The organism is Ruegeria sp. CG3 (assembly GCF_056537205.1).
This window is the reverse complement of record NZ_JBQFRC010000001.1, coordinates 549867-565621: the sequence shown is the minus strand read 5'-3', so window position 1 is coordinate 565621 and position 15755 is coordinate 549867. Positions and strand designations below refer to the sequence as shown.

Below are 15755 nucleotides of genomic sequence, written 5' to 3'. Positions count from 1 at the left end.
GCCATCAGGCGGGGTTTTCCATTTCTGGCAGGTGCTCGACCGGCACGACATAGGTGTGGATCGAGAACACCACGGCCCGTGTCTCGGGCAACCGCAAAAGCGTTTGTCGCTCGCTGCGCAGATACCGGGTGGTACCACGGTCACGGATCTCGCGCGGGGCGCTGGCGCTTCGGGGCTGGTGCAGTTCGGGGTCGTCGTACCACAGCGCGTTGAAGCGCCACAAAGGCCGGTCGACCTGAATCCCGTCGAACAGGCGCTGAACCCGGCGCGCGATGTTGGGGTCATAGCTGTCGACCGGCTCGTGAATGGCAATCAGCGGGCGCATGAATTTCTCGGACAGACGCCAGCTGGCGGGAAAGCACAGGATGGCACCGGTCAGTACATGCTCGTCGCCCTGTTTCTGCAGGATGCAGAAATCCTCCTGCGCCAGAAGGCAAAGCGTATCCAAAGGGGTGTCGCGGTCAATCGGCACAGCGACCCCGTCCGGGCGCCGCGCGGTGTCGGTCGCCTCGGGATAGGCCTGCGCCAAGACCAGATCCAGCAGTTCGACGGCGGCCGGGTGCGCCTGCGCGTCCAGCGCCAGAACGTCGTCCCGGCGGGTTTCAAGCAGTTGTTGGCGGTGGCGCATCTGCGCGGAAAAGGCATCATCGCGATGCAGCCAGTCCTCCATCGTGGTCGGCGCGATCCCCGGCAGCGGGCGCTGTTGGGTCGGATCGTAGGGCAGAGTCTGTTGCAGAATGACTGTCATGGCGTTGGGTTAGCACTCAAAACAGGCCATGTCGGTCAAAAAGCGACTGGCAAATCGTCGCAATTCACCCAGACGGGGCCGCCCTGCCCCTTCAGGCTGAACCGGCAAGCAGGGAGGCGCGCCGTGAACCACCACTACCGAGACACCCGCAAGATCGACCCCAGCCGCGGCGCGAAGCTGGGCGACGGCACGCCGAACGACAATGACCGGATCGAGATCGGCCCCACCCAACTTGCATTCAGCGAATGGGCCGCCGCCGGGTTGCAACTGCCCAACCTGAACCGCATGCGCGACTATCGCTGGAAGCGGCTGACCCAGGCGATCGTCGACCGGGGCTATGGCGGGCTGCTGATGTTCGACCCGCTCAACATCCGCTATGCGACCGACAGCACCAACATGCAGCTTTGGAACACGCACAACCCGTTCCGAGCGGTGCTGCTGTGCGCCGATGGCTACATGGTGATCTGGGACTACAAGAACTCGCCCTTCCTGTCGAAATTCAACCCGCTGGTGCGCGAGCAGCGCTCGGGCGCGGACCTGTTCTATTTCGACCGGGGCGACAAGGTGGATGTACAGGCGGACGTGTTCGCCAACGAGGTGCGCGTGCTGATGCAGGACCACGCCCCCGGCCACACCCGGTTGGCGGTGGACAAGATCATGCTGCACGGCCTCCGCGCGCTCGAGGCGCAGGGCTTCGAGATCATGGAGGGCGAGGAGGTCACCGAAAAGACCCGTGCCATCAAGGGCCCTGACGAGATTCTGGCCATGCGCTGCGCCAGCCACGCCTGCGAAACCGCCGTGGCCGAGATGGAAAAATTCGCCCGCGCCCATGTGGGCGACGGCAAGACCTCCGAAGATGACATCTGGGCCGTTCTGCACGCCGAGAACATCAAGCGCGGCGGCGAGTGGATCGAAACCCGCCTGCTGGCCTCGGGGCAGCGCACCAACCCGTGGTTTCAGGAATGCGGGCCGCGGATTACTCAGAAGAATGAAATCATCGCCTTTGATACCGATCTGATCGGCAGCTACGGCATCTGCGTCGACATCTCGCGCACCTGGTGGATCGGGGATGAAAAACCCCGCCCCGACATGGTCTATGCCATGCAGCACGCGCACGAGCACATCATGGCCAATATGGAGATGCTGAAACCCGGCGTGATGATCCCCGACCTGACCGCCAACTGCCACAGGCTGGACGACAAGTTCCAGGCGCAGAAATACGGCTGCCTGATGCATGGCGTGGGCCTGTGCGACGAGTGGCCTTTGGTGGCCTATCCGGACAAGGCAGTGCCAGGCTCATATGATTATCCGCTGGAACCCGGCATGGTTCTGTGCGTCGAGGCCGCCGTGGGCGAAGTCGGCGGCGATTTCTCGATCAAGCTGGAAGATCAGGTTCTGATCACCGAAGACGGCTACGAGAACCTGACCCGCTATCCGTTCGATTCCGCGCTCATGGGGCTCGACTAGGTCTCAATCCGCCCAGTGAGAGCGACGCACATTTCCGTGCCAGTCCTCAAGCACCGGCTCTGCCGATGCGCCCGGCGAAAACGCGTCTTGGGGCCAGTGCAGTCCGGCGGCAAATCCGATGGCCGTGGCCAGAAAGACGGCAACCGCCGTACCGACCTGTGCAACTTCGAAATGCGCTGCGTTTGTCGAGTGTGTCATCTCCGGGCTCCTTGATCTTTTTGTTTCGGTTAGGCCGAACATGGGATCTCCTGACTCATAATTAAAAAGAATTGTTGTTCGCTTAGACTTCACAAATTGTGATCAACGCCCTTACAAAGGGCGGCTCACGATCACCGCCTGCGCCCTCACCTTCCCGTGACGGTCCTGTCACAAGGGTTGAGACTGCACTGCCTTGTTCACAGTATTGCGCCTAGCATCACAGCCTGAGGACCCGACATGCCCACAGAACGCGTCACATTTTCCGGTCACGATGGTGGCCAACTGGCTGCTCGGCTGGATCTCCCCGATGGGCCGGTGCTGGCAACTGCGTTGTTTGCGCATTGCTTTACCTGCTCCAAGGACATTCCCGCGGCCCGGCGCATCAGCGCGCGGCTTGCAGCGATGGGATTTGCCGTTCTACGGTTCGACTTCACGGGCCTTGGCCATTCCGAAGGCGAGTTCGCCAACACGACGTTCACTTCGAACGTTGAGGATCTGATCGCCGCTGCGCAGTTTCTTGCGGGTCGGAACATGGCGCCCGACCTGCTTGTCGGGCATTCATTGGGCGGGGCCGCGGTCTTGCGGGCGCGGGCCGGTATACCCTCGGTAAAGGCGGTGGTCACGATCGGCGCCCCGGCCGACCCCGGCCATGTGGCTCATCACTTCGAAGACGCGCGGGGCCAGATCGAACAGGATGGCAGCGCCGAGGTTCTGCTGGGTGGGCGTCCCATCCGCATCGGCCGAGAGTTTGTGCGCGACATCTCTGAATCCGAACTGACGCCCTCGATTGCCGAGTTGAAGGCCGCGCTGCTGATCCTGCATGCGCCGCGTGACGAAACAGTCAGCATCGACAATGCCAGCACGATCTTTCTGGCTGCCAAGCACCCCAAAAGCTTTGTCACGCTGGACGACGCAGACCACCTGATCACCCGTCCGAAGGATGCAGAATACGCCGCCGATGTCATCGCCGCCTGGGTATCTCGCTATGTGCCGCTGTCGCCGCCCGCCCCGCCGCCGGGCGCGCCCGAAGGCGTTGTGCGCGTGACCGAAGTGGACCCGGGCGGTTTTCTTCAGGACATTCAATCAGGTCCAAGCCATCATGCCGTGGCGGATGAGCCGGCCTCTTACGGCGGGACTGATCGCGGCATGTCGCCTTATGGCTTCGTTTCTGCCGGGCTTGGGGCGTGCACTTCAATGACCATCCGCATGTATGCGCGACGCAAGCAATGGCCCCTGACCGGGATCAGCGTGGATGTCTGTCACAACAAGGTGCACGCGCAGGACGCGGGGTTGGCGGGGGATGGAAAGGTCGACCAGTTCCGCCGCAAGATCCGACTGGACGGACCGCTGAACAATGACCAGAGGACCAAGCTTCTTGAGATCGCCGACAAATGCCCGGTGCACCGCACGCTTGAAAATTCGGCGCATATCACCACCGAACTGCTGCCGCCGGAACCTGTTACGGCTCCGGCTTGAACCGATACCCGTTCCGGATGGCCTATCGCCGAGGCGCAGGCCTGTGGATCGGGGGCCGTGCCGCTGGTGGGCGGGCGACGGGCGGTCGAGGACGCGCCGGCGGCTTGGCGATCGGAGGTTTCGGCCGCGCAGGCGGTTTCGCAATTGGCGGCTTGGGTTTGGGCGGCGGTTTTCCACCCGGCGGTTTACCCGGCGGCGGAGGACGGTCCACGTCAATGTCGACATTCACGTTGCGGTAATAGTCGTTCCACAGCATCGAGTCATAGAACGGGTCATATCCGTATCCTACACCGACCGTGACGCCTTCACAGCCCGAGAGGGTGAATCCCCCGGCCCCAAGCCCCAGAACGATGACGGATCGCTTCAATAGTGTTCCTGCCATTTTCACGCCCTCACTGTACTGACCGGAATGACGCGAAGATGGCATTCAGATCCTCGACAAAGCCAGGATCTGCACCGTCGCGCAGGATGGTCACCACAACCGCAACACGGTTGCGCGGCAGGTCGATCACCGTCGCGGTGAAGTTGATCCCGCGCCCGTCACGGGTGCCGGTGCCGCGAATGACCCGGGCCGGCAAACCGCCGATGCGCATGTTCGCATCACTTGTCACCTCTGGGTTTTTGACCAGAAACTTGTCGACATCCTGCAAGTAACGGATCCCGTCCTCGATGCTGGCAACGCCTAACGGCGAAACGAACCCGATCCAGACCGAGTCATCTGTGACCGGGCGCGCAGCCATCACCCGGCTTACGGACCGGGTATCGCCCAGTTGTGTATCCTCAAGATCGCGTGGGCCGCCCGTGCGCAGCATCCAGAAATCCGGGACATCGAACTGAAACAGCGCACGCCCCCCTTCGGTGTAGGTGACCGGCGTATCGCTCAGCCCCGCACCCGTCATGCCGACCCAAAAAGCCGCGCCGATGGCAAAAAGGTTTTTCTTAAACAAGCTGATATCTCTATTTGTTGGTGTCATCGTCCCGAGGATGAGCGATGCAACCCGCGCTTGTCCAGTTTTTAAAGAGTTTTGCTCAGGGGCCCGCCCGACCTGCATTGCCGCCTAGTCTGCATATACGCCGACTGTCACATCGCCGGCCTCTCCCACAAATCGGATCCGCGTACCGTCCGACTGAACATCGTAGCAGGCCCAAAAGTCAGACGGTGGCCAGATCGAACAATATCGGTCATCCCGCACGGCCCAGCGCCCCGAGCTGGGTCGACCCGAGAAATACTGCGTGGCCATAAATGGCTCGAAGACCTGTGTGGCTCCGTTGTCATAAGCCAGCGTCCGGCCCGACAGGGCGTCGAGAATCTGCGCGCCCGTCAGCGGTAGGAACGTGTCGGCCGCCAGAATTCCCGGCCAAACCAACAAAATCAGGGCAAACCGTCTCATCCCGCGTCTCCTGCCTTGTCCCAAAGGTCCGGCGAGTCTATCACCCGCGCCAACACCCATTGCCAACCGAAAAAGGTGCCGCCGCCCATGATTCCCCGCTATTCCCGCCCCGAAATGGTTGCCGTCTGGTCGCCCGAGACCAAGTTCCGCATCTGGTACGAGATCGAGGCCCACGCCTGCGACGCGATGGCCGATCTGGGCGTCATCCCGCGCGAAAACGCCGAGGCCGTCTGGAAGGCCAAGGACGTGAAATTCGACGTGGCCCGCATCGACGAGATCGAGGCCGTCACCAAGCATGACGTCATCGCCTTTCTGACCCATCTGGCCGAGCATGTCGGCAGCGATGAGGCCCGTTTCGTCCACCAGGGCATGACCAGCTCGGACGTTCTGGACACCTGCTTCAACGTGCAGCTGACCCGCGCCGCCGACATCCTGATCGCCGATCTCGAAGGCCTGCTGGCCGCGCTCAAGCGCCGCGCCTACGAGCACAAGGACACAGTCCGCATCGGCCGCAGCCACGGCATTCATGCCGAACCCACCACCATGGGCCTGACCTTCGCGCGCTTCTACGCCGAGATGGACCGCAACCTGTCGCGCATGCGCGACGCCCGCGCCGAGATCGCCACTGGCGCCATCAGCGGCGCGGTCGGCACCTTCGCCAATATCGACCCGCGCGTCGAAGAGCATGTCTGCGAAAAGCTGGGTCTGGTGCCCGAGCCGATCAGCACGCAGGTCATCCCGCGCGACCGCCACGCGGCCTTCTTTGCCACGCTGGGCGTGATCGCCAGCAGCATCGAGAACATCGCCATCGAAGTCCGCCACATGCAGCGCACCGAGGTTCTGGAGGCCGAGGAGTTCTTTTCCAAAGGCCAGAAGGGCTCGTCGGCGATGCCGCACAAGCGCAACCCGGTGCTGACCGAAAACCTGACCGGCCTGGCTCGGCTGGTGCGCATGACCGTGATCCCGGCGATGGAGAACGTGGCGCTGTGGCACGAGCGCGACATCAGCCACAGCTCGGTCGAGCGCAATATCGGCCCTGACGCAACCGTAACGCTGGACTTCGCCCTGTCGCGCCTGACCGGGGTGATCGACAAGCTGGTGGTCTATCCGGACAACATGCTGGCCAACATGAACAAGTTCCGCGGTCTGGTCATGAGCCAACGCGTGCTGCTGGCCCTGACCCAGGCCGGCGTCAGCCGCGAAGACGCCTATCGCCTGGTGCAGCGCAACGCGATGAAGGTCTGGGAAGAAGGCAAGGACTTCAAGACTGAACTGCTGGCCGACCCGGACGTGACCGCAGCGCTGAGCAAGGAAGAGATCGAAGAAAAATTCGACCTTGGTTATCACACCAAACATGTCGACACGATCTTCGAGCGGGTGTTCGGCGAGTAACCCTCGACGCAGGAACGGCTTTTGCCGGGGCCCGGGGCGCGCTGCGCGATCCGGGCCCCTGTCTTTTGCGGAAACGTCCGAAATCGGCTATGCTGGATGGGCAATTTCCGTTCAAGGAGAGCCCATCATGATCCGCACGACCCTCTGCGCACTGGCCCTTGCCCTGTCCGCCTCGTCCGCATTCGCCTGCCAAGGCCACAGCAAGCAATCGCAATCCTGTGCGCCCGGTACGACTTGGGATTCGGCCTCGGAAAGCTGCGTGAAAAACGCCAGCAGCTGAATTCTTGTCCTACTTGTGAATAAAAGCGAGCCCTTGGCTGTTAGCTTTTTTGAAGAACGCACTATGCTTCTTGCGAGCAGCCCTTGGAACGGAGTAGGACAATGCGCCTTTTGATGGCCACGGCACTAGCCCTTCAGACCTTTGCCTTTGCCCCCGCGGTCAGTGCCGCCGGCGGTGACAGCAGCCCCCCAAAACCGACGAATACCACCAAGAAATGCCTGTTCGGCCGCGTCTATGACGAAGCAGCCGGCCGTTGCGTCAAGCCGAACAAGACCAATTTCAGCGAAGAGCAATTGTATCAGGCCGTGCGCGAGCTTGCTTATGACGGCCAGTTCGAAAATGCGCAGAACGTGTTGCGGGTCATGGATCAAGACGATGATCGCGTTTTGACGTATTGGGGTTTCACCTACCGCAAAATGGGCGAAGCCGAGCTGGCCAACACCTATTACCAACGCGCAATCGAAACCAATCCTGACAACATTCTGGCCCGCAGCTACATGGGTCAGGGATATGTCACCGAAGGGAAAACCGAACTGGCCATCGCGCAATGGCGCGAGATCAAGGCACGTGGAGGAGAAGGCACGTGGGCCGAAGCGTCTCTGCGCGAGGCGATCCGCACGGGGCTGACTTACAGCTACTAGGTTCAGTCTTTCTTTACTCGACTCTCGCTAATCTTCCTGCGGAACAAAAATTGACACCGCAGGCAGATGCAAGATTCACATGCTTTGGTACAGACCGCGCCGGGCAATTCTGCTCCGGCCGAGAAACAGACGGATGACGCCCCTCGCGTCGTACCTCGCCAACTCACGCCCGGCCAGAAGGCCGCCATCATCGTACGCCTGCTGTTGAACGAGGGGGCCGATCTTCCGTTGGAGGAGTTGCCCGACGAACTGCAGGAACGGCTGACCCTCCAACTGGGCCGGATGGGGCTGGTTGACCGCGTAACCCTCGCAGCGGTCGCGCAAGAATTCGCAGATGCGCTGGACAGCGTCGGGCTTGCCTTTCCGCACGGCTTGGCCGGGGCGCTGGACGCGGTAAATGGCAAGATTGCCCCGGCGACCGCGGCCCGGCTTCGCAAGGTCGCGGGTGTGCGCCAGGTGGGTGACCCATGGCTGCGCCTGCGTGACACCCCTGCAGAAGACCTCGCGCGTATGGCTCAGTCGGAAAGCACCGAAGTTGCAGCCGTCATGCTATCCAAGCTCGATACGGCAAAGGCAGCAAAGTTGTTGGCGCAATTGCCCGGGCCGGTGGCCAGACGGATTACATATGCCGTTTCAAAAACCGCCAACGTGACGCCCGAGGCGGTGGAGCGGATCGGCTGGTCACTAGCCGCGCAACTCGATCAACGCCCGGTTCCGGCCTTCACCGATTCACCCGACACGCGCGTCGGGGCGATCTTGAACCAATCCCCCCCATCTACGCGTGACGGGCTGCTGGACGCGCTTGACGAGGAGGATTCTGAGTTCGCCAGCGCTGTTCGCAAGTCCATTTTCACCTTTGCGCACATCGCCATGCGTATCGCTGCACGGGATGTGCCTGCCATCCTGCGCGAAGTCGATCAATCACTTCTGATAACCGCTCTGGCTGGCGCAAGAGCCGAGGATGACAAAGCCTCGGTCGACTATCTGTTGTCCAACGTATCCGCACGGATGGCCGACAGCCTGCGCGAAGAAATTGCTGAACGCGGCAAGGTCAAGCAGGCCGAAGCAGAGGAGGCCATGACCCAGATCGTCGGGGCGATCCGCACACTCGTGGACGCCGGCACAATCACCTTGGTCGAAGCGGACGCCGATGGCAACGACGACTAAGGGCTGCCTGCCGCTGGCTCGGATGCCGTAGAACCCGGGATCGGGACAATACTTGTGGTTGTTGCGCGCCGGCTGTATGTCTGAATCCGCAATTCACAACACCCGGTGAGATCCCCCGATGCCCGTCGAAAAGTCGGAACTGAGCCGTTTTGAGCTTGGTCAATACTATGTCGCCAACCTGTTCCTAAAAGGCATGATCGGCGCAATGCGTCTTTTGCCCTATGAGCGGCGCATTGCGACGATGGGGGCGTTCGTGCGCGGGTTGGCTCCGGCGGTGGGGTTCACCAAACGCGTGCGCAGCAACCTGAAACTGACCTGCCCTGACCTGCCCGAGACCGAAGTGAAACGCATTTGCCGTGCGGTGCCCGATAACGCGGGCCGCGCGATCATGGAACACTTCTCGCCCGAGGATTTCACTGAACGGCAGAAGAACGCAAAAGTATCAGGTTCAGGAATCGCCGCCTTTGAACAAGCGGTGGCCGAAGGTCGGCCGGTGATGATGATCACCGCACATTTCGGCCACTACCTTGCTGCGCGGATCGCATTGCAGGCGCGCAGCGGCAAGCCGATTGGCTGCCTGTACCGCCGCATGGCCAATCCGTATTTCAACGAGATGTATGTCGACGCCTTCCACAAAACCGGCGAGCCGATGTTCGAACAAGGCCGGCGCGGCATGGTGGAAATGGTTCGGTCCCTGAAAAAGGGCGGCATCATCGCCATCGTATCTGACCTGCACGCCCATGGCGGTGAAGAGCTGACGTTTTTTGGCAAACCCGCAGTCACGTCGGTTTTGAACGCGGAATTGGCAATGAAATACGATGCCGTTCTCATTCCTTGTTATGCGGTGCGCCAAGCCAACGGTATCGATTTCGAGATCGTTTTGCATGATCCGGTGCCGCATACGGACCCCAAGACCATGACCCAGTTCATCAACGATGATCTGGAAGGCATAGTGCGGAAACACATGGGCCAATGGTTCTGGATTCACCGACGGTGGAAAGCCTGGAATGGGCTGGGTGTTCAGCCTCAGGACATGCCCTGAGTCGCCGTCTATTTTACCCTTGTTGAGGCGATGATCGGGCCATTGCCGGTACCCTGAATCAGAACCACCGCAGGCAGGTCCGCAGACAGTTCGATCTGAAAATCCTGTTCAGCCGACCCGTTCCATCGGCCCGCATTGTGCCATTCCTCAACGACATTCGCGTAGTCCAGATCGTGTCCGGCCAGCTCGCCCCGTCGAATCGACGCGTGGCGCAAGGGCGTGTATTGCACGACCACGACGTCATAGTTTTTCGCGTCGACGAGGTCGACCGGGGCAACGCGGACCGTAACCGTGTTCCCGGACCTCTGCGCCGAAACCGACGCGGTGGGCGCAGCAGTCAAATGCGCGTCGATCAATCGGTTCAAGTCACGGGATTTGGCACCAACGACATCCTGCTGTCCGTTGATCACCATCTGAGGGGTATAGATCATCGAACGGCCGCCGCGCCGCGCATACGCTCGTTGACGGTCCGTATGCGCCGGATCGGCATACTCGTCCTTCCAACCGATGTAGTCCCAATAGTCTACGTGCAGCGCCAAGCCGATCACGTCGTCGCGCTTGGCGAGATCGTGCATGATCGCATCTGCCGGCGGGCAGGACGAACACCCCTGCGAGGTAAACAATTCGACCACCACCGGGCTGTCCGCCCAGGCCGAAGACGCCGACAGGAATACGGTCGCAAGAACTGTGGTCAGGGCTGATCTTTTCATTTCACTCTCTGTTTGAGGAGCCTGCAAGCACCGGTGTACTCCGCCACCGGATCAAGCGCCAATCAAGGTTTCTTGAGACAGGTTTCGGCGGCAATTCGCAAAAATGTGTGCAATGGTATACAAAAATTGCCGCACCCGCCCTGTTGGACCTTGAACCGCAGGCCATGGTGATGCAGATACCGCTCAGCGAATCCCAATTCCACGTCATTTGAGAGGGAGGCCACAGATGCCCATCAAAGTCGGACAGGATACCGCCAAGACACGCCGTAGCCTGAGCGTGAATGGCAAGTCCATCTCGTATTACTCGATCCCCGCCGCGCAAGAGGCCGGCCTGGGCGATTTCTCCAAGCTTCCCGCCGCGCTGAAAGTGGTGCTGGAAAACATGCTGCGGTTCGAGGACGGCGGTTTTTCGGTTTCCGTCGATGACATCAAGGCCTTTGCCGAATGGGGCGCCAACAACGGGAAGAACCCGCGCGAGATCGCTTACCGCCCTGCCCGCGTGCTGATGCAGGACTTCACCGGCGTTCCGGCCGTTGTCGACCTGGCCGCGATGCGCGACGGCATCAAGGCGCTGGGGGGCGATCCGCAGAAGATCAACCCGCTGAACCCCGTAGACCTGGTCATCGACCACTCGGTCATGATCGACGAATTCGGCAACCCGCGCGCGTTCCAGATGAACGTGGACCGCGAATATGAACGCAACATGGAGCGCTACCAGTTCCTGAAATGGGGCCAGAGCGCGTTCAACAACTTCCGCGTGGTACCGCCGGGCACCGGCATCTGCCACCAGGTGAACCTGGAATACCTGGCCCAGACCGTCTGGACCGACACCGACCAGAACGGCGAAGAAGTCGCCTACCCCGATACACTGGTCGGCACCGACAGCCACACCACCATGGTCAACGGCATGGCCGTTCTGGGCTGGGGCGTCGGCGGGATCGAGGCCGAGGCCGCGATGCTGGGTCAGCCGATCTCGATGCTGATCCCCGAAGTGATCGGGTTCGAACTGACCGGCGAGATGGTCGAAGGCACCACCGGCACCGACCTGGTTCTGAAAGTCGTCGAGATGCTGCGCGCTAAGGGCGTGGTGGGCAAGTTCGTTGAATTCTACGGCGAAGGCCTGGACCGTCTGCCGCTGGCCGACCGCGCAACCATCGCCAACATGGCGCCGGAATACGGCGCGACCTGCGGCTTCTTCCCGATCGACAACGAAACCCTGCGCTACCTGCGCAACACCGGCCGTGACGAGGACCGCATCGCGCTGGTCGAAGCCTATGCCAAGGAAAACGGGTTCTGGCGTGGGGCGGACTATGCTCCGGTCTACACCGACACGCTGTCCCTGGACATGAGCACGATCGTTCCCGCGATCTCGGGCCCCAAGCGTCCGCAGGATTATGTGCCACTGACCAACGCCAAGGCCGCTTTCCGCCAGGAGATGGAAAACACTTTCAAGCGCCCGATGGGCAAGGAAGTGCCGGTCAAAGGCGAAGACTACACCATGGAATCGGGCAAGGTCGTGATCGCTTCGATTACGTCGTGCACCAACACCTCGAACCCCTATGTGATGATCGGTGCGGGCCTTGTCGCACGCAAGGCGGCGGCTTTGGGCCTGGACCGCAAACCGTGGGTCAAAACCTCGCTGGCGCCGGGATCGCAGGTCGTGTCCGCATATCTTGAGGCCGCTGGCCTGCAGGAAGATTTGGACAAGGTCGGCTTCAACCTCGTTGGTTACGGCTGCACCACCTGCATCGGCAACTCGGGCCCGATCCAGAAAGAGATCTCGGAAGCCATCGCCGAGGGTGACCTGGTGGCGACCTCGGTCCTGTCGGGCAACCGCAACTTCGAAGGCCGGATCTCGCCGGACGTGCGCGCCAACTACCTGGCTTCGCCGCCGCTGGTGGTGGTCTATGCGCTGGCCGGTACGCTGGACATCGACCTGACCTCGGAACCGATCGGTCAGGACAAGGACGGCAACGACGTCTACATGAAAGACATCTGGCCGACCCAGAAAGAGATCGCCGAACTGGTCGAGGCAACCGTAACCCGCGAGGCATTCCAGTCGAAATATGCTGATGTCTTCAAAGGCGACGAGAAATGGCAATCGGTCGAAACCACCGATGCCGAGACCTATGACTGGCCGCCGACGTCGACCTACATCCAGAACCCGCCCTACTTCCAGGGTATGGGAGCACAGCCGGGCACCATCTCGAACATCGAAGGCGCCAAGGTTCTGGCCATTCTGGGTGACATGGTCACCACCGACCACATCTCGCCGGCTGGTTCGTTTGCAACCACCAGCCCCGCGGGCAAATACCTGCTGGAGCGCCAGGTGCAACCACGCGAGTTCAACTCGTACGGATCGCGCCGCGGCAACCACGAGGTCATGATGCGCGGCACCTTCGCCAACATCCGCATCAAGAACGAGATGCTGGACGGTGTCGAGGGTGGTTACACCAAAGGCCCCGATGGGCAGCAGACCTCGATCTATGACGCATCGATGGCCTATCAGGCAGAAGGCACTCCGCTGGTCGTGATCGGCGGCGAGCAGTATGGCGCCGGTTCCTCGCGGGACTGGGCGGCCAAGGGCACCGCGCTGCTGGGTGTCAAGGCCGTGATCGCAGAAAGCTTCGAGCGTATCCACCGCTCGAACCTAGTGGGCATGGGGGTCATCCCGTTCGAGTTCACCGCCGGCGACAACCGCAAGACGCTGGGCTTGAAAGGCGACGAGACCTTCTCGATCCACGGTCTGGACACGATCCAGCCGCTGCAAGAGGTGCCCTGCACCATCACTTATGCGGACGGGACCGAGAAAACTATCACACTCAAGTGCCGCATAGATACCGCGCCCGAGATCGAATACATCGAAAACGGTGGCGTGCTGCACTATGTGCTGCGGAACCTGGCCAAGGCCAGCTAAGCCGGCACAAAGCCAAGAACGCAAGGGCGCCCCGACCGGGCGCCCTTTTTCGTTTCAGGTCTGGCCACTATCGCGTTGTGTTCCGTGCAGATAAGCGGTCTGCTGGGGACATGGAAAAAGTTGCCTTGATAACGGGTGGTGCTCGCGGAATTGGCCGGGCTATCGCGGTTGATTTGGCCGTGGATCATCGCGTCGCCCTGACGTGGCACAAGACCGAACCGCAGCCCTTGCCCGATGACCGACCGGCCCTGACCCTGCACAGCGATCTCACGCAAGAAGGTCAGCCCGAAGACGTGGTGCGCCGCGTCATCGACAGGTTCGGCCGGCTGGATGTGATCATCAACAATGCCGGGCTGGTTCAGGCCACGCCGAAGGACCGGTTCAGCCAAAAGGATCACAGGGCTATTCTTGATCTCAACCTGCTCGTTCCGGCCGCGCTTCTGGCTGCCGCGTTGCCTCACCTTCGGCGCGGGGCGTCGATCGTCAGTATCTCGTCAGTCAACGCCGAACTTCCCCCGCGCGACGCCGCGACCTATGGGGCCAGCAAGGCCGCGCTGAACTTGTGGACCCGCGCCATGGCGAAAGAATTGGGCCCGAACGGCATTCGCGTCAACGCGGTGGCGCCCGGAGCGATCAACATCCCCGAAGCCCCAAGGCCCGACGATCTGACCGACCTGTTCGTTCAGAACACAGCGCTGGGGCGTGTTGGGATACCCGAGGACATAGCGCGCGCAGTTCGCTTTCTAGCATCCGAAGACGCGTCCTTCATCACCGGAGAGGTGCTGACCGTCTCAGGCGGGTATCGCCTTTAACCCCGGCGTTACTGCGCGGCGGCTTTTTCCAATGCGGGTCGGATAGTGCTCTCGATCACGCGCTGGGTGATCGGGCCGGCAAACCGCAGGATGATCGTGCCGTCACCGTCGATCACATAGGTCTCGGGCACGCCGTAGACGCCCCAGTCCAACCCCATGCGGCCATTTTCATCGCGCCCGATGGCGGCGTAGGGATCGCCCAGCTCAGCCAGGAACGCATCGGCATTCGCCAGTTTGTCTTTGTAGTTGATGCCGTAGACCGGAATGCCTTCCTGCGCCAGTTTCTCGAGGTTCGGATGCTCGGCGCGGCAGGGAGCACACCAGCTGGCCCAATAGTTCACCAGCTTGACCTGGCCGTCGCGCAGGGTTGCGTCGTCGAACCCCTGTTTGCCCGGAAACTCGACCAGCACAACAGGCGGCGCGGGCTGGCCTTCGCGGGCCGAGGGCAGCGCGTTGGGATCTTCGCGGAACATGCCAATGGCCGCCAGCACTGCAAAGGCTCCGAAAATCAGTGGTGGAGCAATCATCAACGGCGAGATCTTAGCCATTGCGCGACATCCTCTGTTCGATCTTTTCCATCTCGGCCCGAACCTTGCGACCACGCAGGATGCTGAAAACCACCAGTGCCACCAGCAAAACGATCGAGGCCGCGTAGGAAGACAGAACCGTTTCCGCGTATTTTCCCAGATCAGGCATCATCCGTTTACCCTTTCCCGTGCCAGCAGCGCCTTGATGCGCCGCGCGCGGATTTCGGTGCCGGTCCGGTACAGGACCAGCGCGATGAACAGCAGCACGAAGCCGATGATGCAGGTCAGCAGCGGGTAGAAGTACACGTTGCTGACCTTCTCGGTGGTGTCCGTGCCGGTTATCGCCCCTGCGCGCATCACCGATGCGCCCTGATGCAGGCCCTGGTTCCAGAAGTTCACCGCATAGCGGCTGAGGATGGCAAAGACCGAGCCCACGATGCACAGGACCGAGGTCAGGTCCGCCGCCGTATCGGGGTCTTCGATCGCCTCCCACAGGGCGATGTAGCCCAGATAGAACAGGAACAGGATCAGGAACGAGGTCAGGCGCGGATCCCAGGCCCACCAGGTGCCCCACATGGGCTGCCCCCAGATGGCGCCGGTGGCCAGCGCGATCAGGGTCATCACGATGCCGATCGGCGCTGCGGCGCGTGCGGCAAGGGCACTGACATGGTGCCTGCGCACCAGCCAGACCAGCGAGGTGACCAGCATCATCAGCCAGCAATTGATGGCCATCAGCGCCGATGGCACATGCAGGTAGATGATCTTGACGGTAGACCCCTGCTTGTAGTCATCCGGCGTGAAGAAGAACCCCCACACCAGCCCGACGACCAGAAACAGGGCCGAGCTGATCCAGAAGAACGGCAGGACCCGCTCGCTGGTGGCGAGGAACTTGCGCGGGTTGGCGTATTCCCACAGGGCGTTGGCTTTGGCTGCTATCGACATGGGCCTTATCTAGTCCGAGTCGGGGGCGTTCTCAATTGACATCGG

The 15755-nt window shown here is 61.5% G+C and carries 18 protein-coding genes; 9 read left to right on the top strand and 9 right to left on the bottom strand.

Annotation, left to right across the window (positions count from 1 at the left end; translation table 11 throughout):
* Positions 1-4: 4 nt before the first annotated feature.
* The gene (locus ACR0NB_RS02805; RefSeq protein ID WP_480774887.1) at positions 5-748 is read right to left on the bottom strand and encodes a heme-dependent oxidative N-demethylase family protein; all 744 of its coding nucleotides are present in this window, start codon (positions 746-748) and stop codon (positions 5-7) included.
* 123 nt (positions 749-871) lie between these two features.
* On the opposite strand from ACR0NB_RS02805, the gene dddP reads away from it, so the two are divergent.
* Positions 872-2215: a dimethylsulfonioproprionate lyase DddP gene (dddP, locus tag ACR0NB_RS02800; protein WP_480774886.1), complete on the top strand. Its 1344-nt coding sequence runs from the start codon at positions 872-874 to the stop codon at positions 2213-2215.
* Positions 2216-2218: 3 nt separating this feature from the next.
* Here the strand turns inward: dddP and ACR0NB_RS02795 are convergent, their stop codons facing one another.
* Positions 2219-2413, bottom strand: coding sequence for a hypothetical protein (locus ACR0NB_RS02795; RefSeq protein ID WP_170363210.1), 195 nt, complete (start codon positions 2411-2413; stop codon positions 2219-2221).
* Between the two features lie 237 nt (positions 2414-2650).
* Here ACR0NB_RS02795 and ACR0NB_RS02790 point away from each other — a divergent pair, with 237 nt between their 5' ends.
* A complete protein-coding gene (locus ACR0NB_RS02790) occupies positions 2651-3889 on the top strand; it encodes a bifunctional alpha/beta hydrolase/OsmC family protein (protein ID WP_480774885.1) in 1239 nt (412 codons plus the stop codon).
* A gap of 22 nt (positions 3890-3911) precedes the next feature.
* Here the strand turns inward: ACR0NB_RS02790 and ACR0NB_RS02785 are convergent, their stop codons facing one another.
* From ACR0NB_RS02785 to ACR0NB_RS02775, 3 genes are all read right to left on the bottom strand, one after another.
* Positions 3912-4271, bottom strand: a complete 360-nt coding sequence (locus tag ACR0NB_RS02785) for a hypothetical protein (RefSeq protein WP_170432044.1) — start codon at positions 4269-4271, stop codon at positions 3912-3914.
* Between the two features lie 10 nt (positions 4272-4281).
* Positions 4282-4836 carry a hypothetical protein gene (locus tag ACR0NB_RS02780; protein WP_480774884.1) on the bottom strand — a complete coding sequence of 185 codons (555 nt, stop codon included), beginning with the start codon at positions 4834-4836 and terminating at the stop codon, positions 4282-4284.
* Positions 4837-4947: 111 nt separating this feature from the next.
* Entirely contained in the window at positions 4948-5280 is a 333-nt protein-coding gene (locus ACR0NB_RS02775; protein WP_480774883.1) for a hypothetical protein, read from the bottom strand.
* 87 nt (positions 5281-5367) lie between these two features.
* Between ACR0NB_RS02775 and purB the strand changes: the two genes are divergently transcribed.
* From purB to ACR0NB_RS02750, 5 genes are all read left to right on the top strand, one after another.
* Positions 5368-6672, top strand: a complete 1305-nt coding sequence (gene purB, locus ACR0NB_RS02770) for an adenylosuccinate lyase (RefSeq protein ID WP_480774882.1) — start codon at positions 5368-5370, stop codon at positions 6670-6672.
* A 127-nt stretch (positions 6673-6799) separates the two neighbouring features.
* A complete protein-coding gene (locus ACR0NB_RS02765; protein ID WP_141138470.1) occupies positions 6800-6952 on the top strand; it encodes an adenylosuccinate lyase in 153 nt (50 codons plus the stop codon).
* A 101-nt stretch (positions 6953-7053) separates the two neighbouring features.
* A complete protein-coding gene (locus ACR0NB_RS02760) occupies positions 7054-7593 on the top strand; it encodes a tetratricopeptide repeat protein (protein WP_093962431.1) in 540 nt (179 codons plus the stop codon).
* 66 nt (positions 7594-7659) lie between these two features.
* Positions 7660-8760, top strand: a complete 1101-nt coding sequence (locus ACR0NB_RS02755) for a flagellar motor switch protein FliG (RefSeq protein ID WP_480774881.1) — start codon at positions 7660-7662, stop codon at positions 8758-8760.
* Positions 8761-8878: 118 nt separating this feature from the next.
* Positions 8879-9802, top strand: a complete 924-nt coding sequence (locus tag ACR0NB_RS02750) for a lysophospholipid acyltransferase family protein (protein ID WP_480774880.1) — start codon at positions 8879-8881, stop codon at positions 9800-9802.
* Between the two features lie 8 nt (positions 9803-9810).
* On the opposite strand, the gene ACR0NB_RS02745 is transcribed toward ACR0NB_RS02750, so the two are convergent.
* Complete coding sequence (locus ACR0NB_RS02745) at positions 9811-10512, bottom strand: DUF1223 domain-containing protein (RefSeq protein WP_480774879.1); 702 nt, start codon at positions 10510-10512, stop codon at positions 9811-9813.
* 226 nt (positions 10513-10738) lie between these two features.
* Here ACR0NB_RS02745 and acnA point away from each other — a divergent pair, with 226 nt between their 5' ends.
* The gene (gene acnA, locus ACR0NB_RS02740) at positions 10739-13429 is read left to right on the top strand and encodes an aconitate hydratase AcnA (protein ID WP_170358713.1); all 2691 of its coding nucleotides are present in this window, start codon (positions 10739-10741) and stop codon (positions 13427-13429) included.
* Between the two features lie 110 nt (positions 13430-13539).
* Complete coding sequence (locus ACR0NB_RS02735) at positions 13540-14241, top strand: SDR family NAD(P)-dependent oxidoreductase (RefSeq protein WP_480774878.1); 702 nt, start codon at positions 13540-13542, stop codon at positions 14239-14241.
* 8 nt (positions 14242-14249) lie between these two features.
* Here the strand turns inward: ACR0NB_RS02735 and ACR0NB_RS02730 are convergent, their stop codons facing one another.
* Genes ACR0NB_RS02730 through ACR0NB_RS02720 form a run of 3 tightly spaced genes read right to left on the bottom strand, consistent with a single transcriptional unit; the run spans position 14250 to position 15710 of the window.
* Positions 14250-14789, bottom strand: a complete 540-nt coding sequence (locus tag ACR0NB_RS02730) for a DsbE family thiol:disulfide interchange protein (protein ID WP_170432023.1) — start codon at positions 14787-14789, stop codon at positions 14250-14252.
* On the bottom strand, positions 14782-14940 hold the full coding sequence (ccmD, locus tag ACR0NB_RS02725) for a heme exporter protein CcmD (protein WP_005982370.1): 159 nt from the start codon (positions 14938-14940) through the stop codon (positions 14782-14784). The genes ACR0NB_RS02730 and ccmD overlap by 8 nt, the downstream gene beginning before the upstream one ends.
* On the bottom strand, positions 14937-15710 hold the full coding sequence (locus ACR0NB_RS02720) for a heme ABC transporter permease (RefSeq protein WP_170438863.1): 774 nt from the start codon (positions 15708-15710) through the stop codon (positions 14937-14939). Before ACR0NB_RS02720 ends, ccmD begins: the two co-directional genes overlap by 4 nt.
* Between the last annotated feature and the right edge of the window lie 45 nt (positions 15711-15755).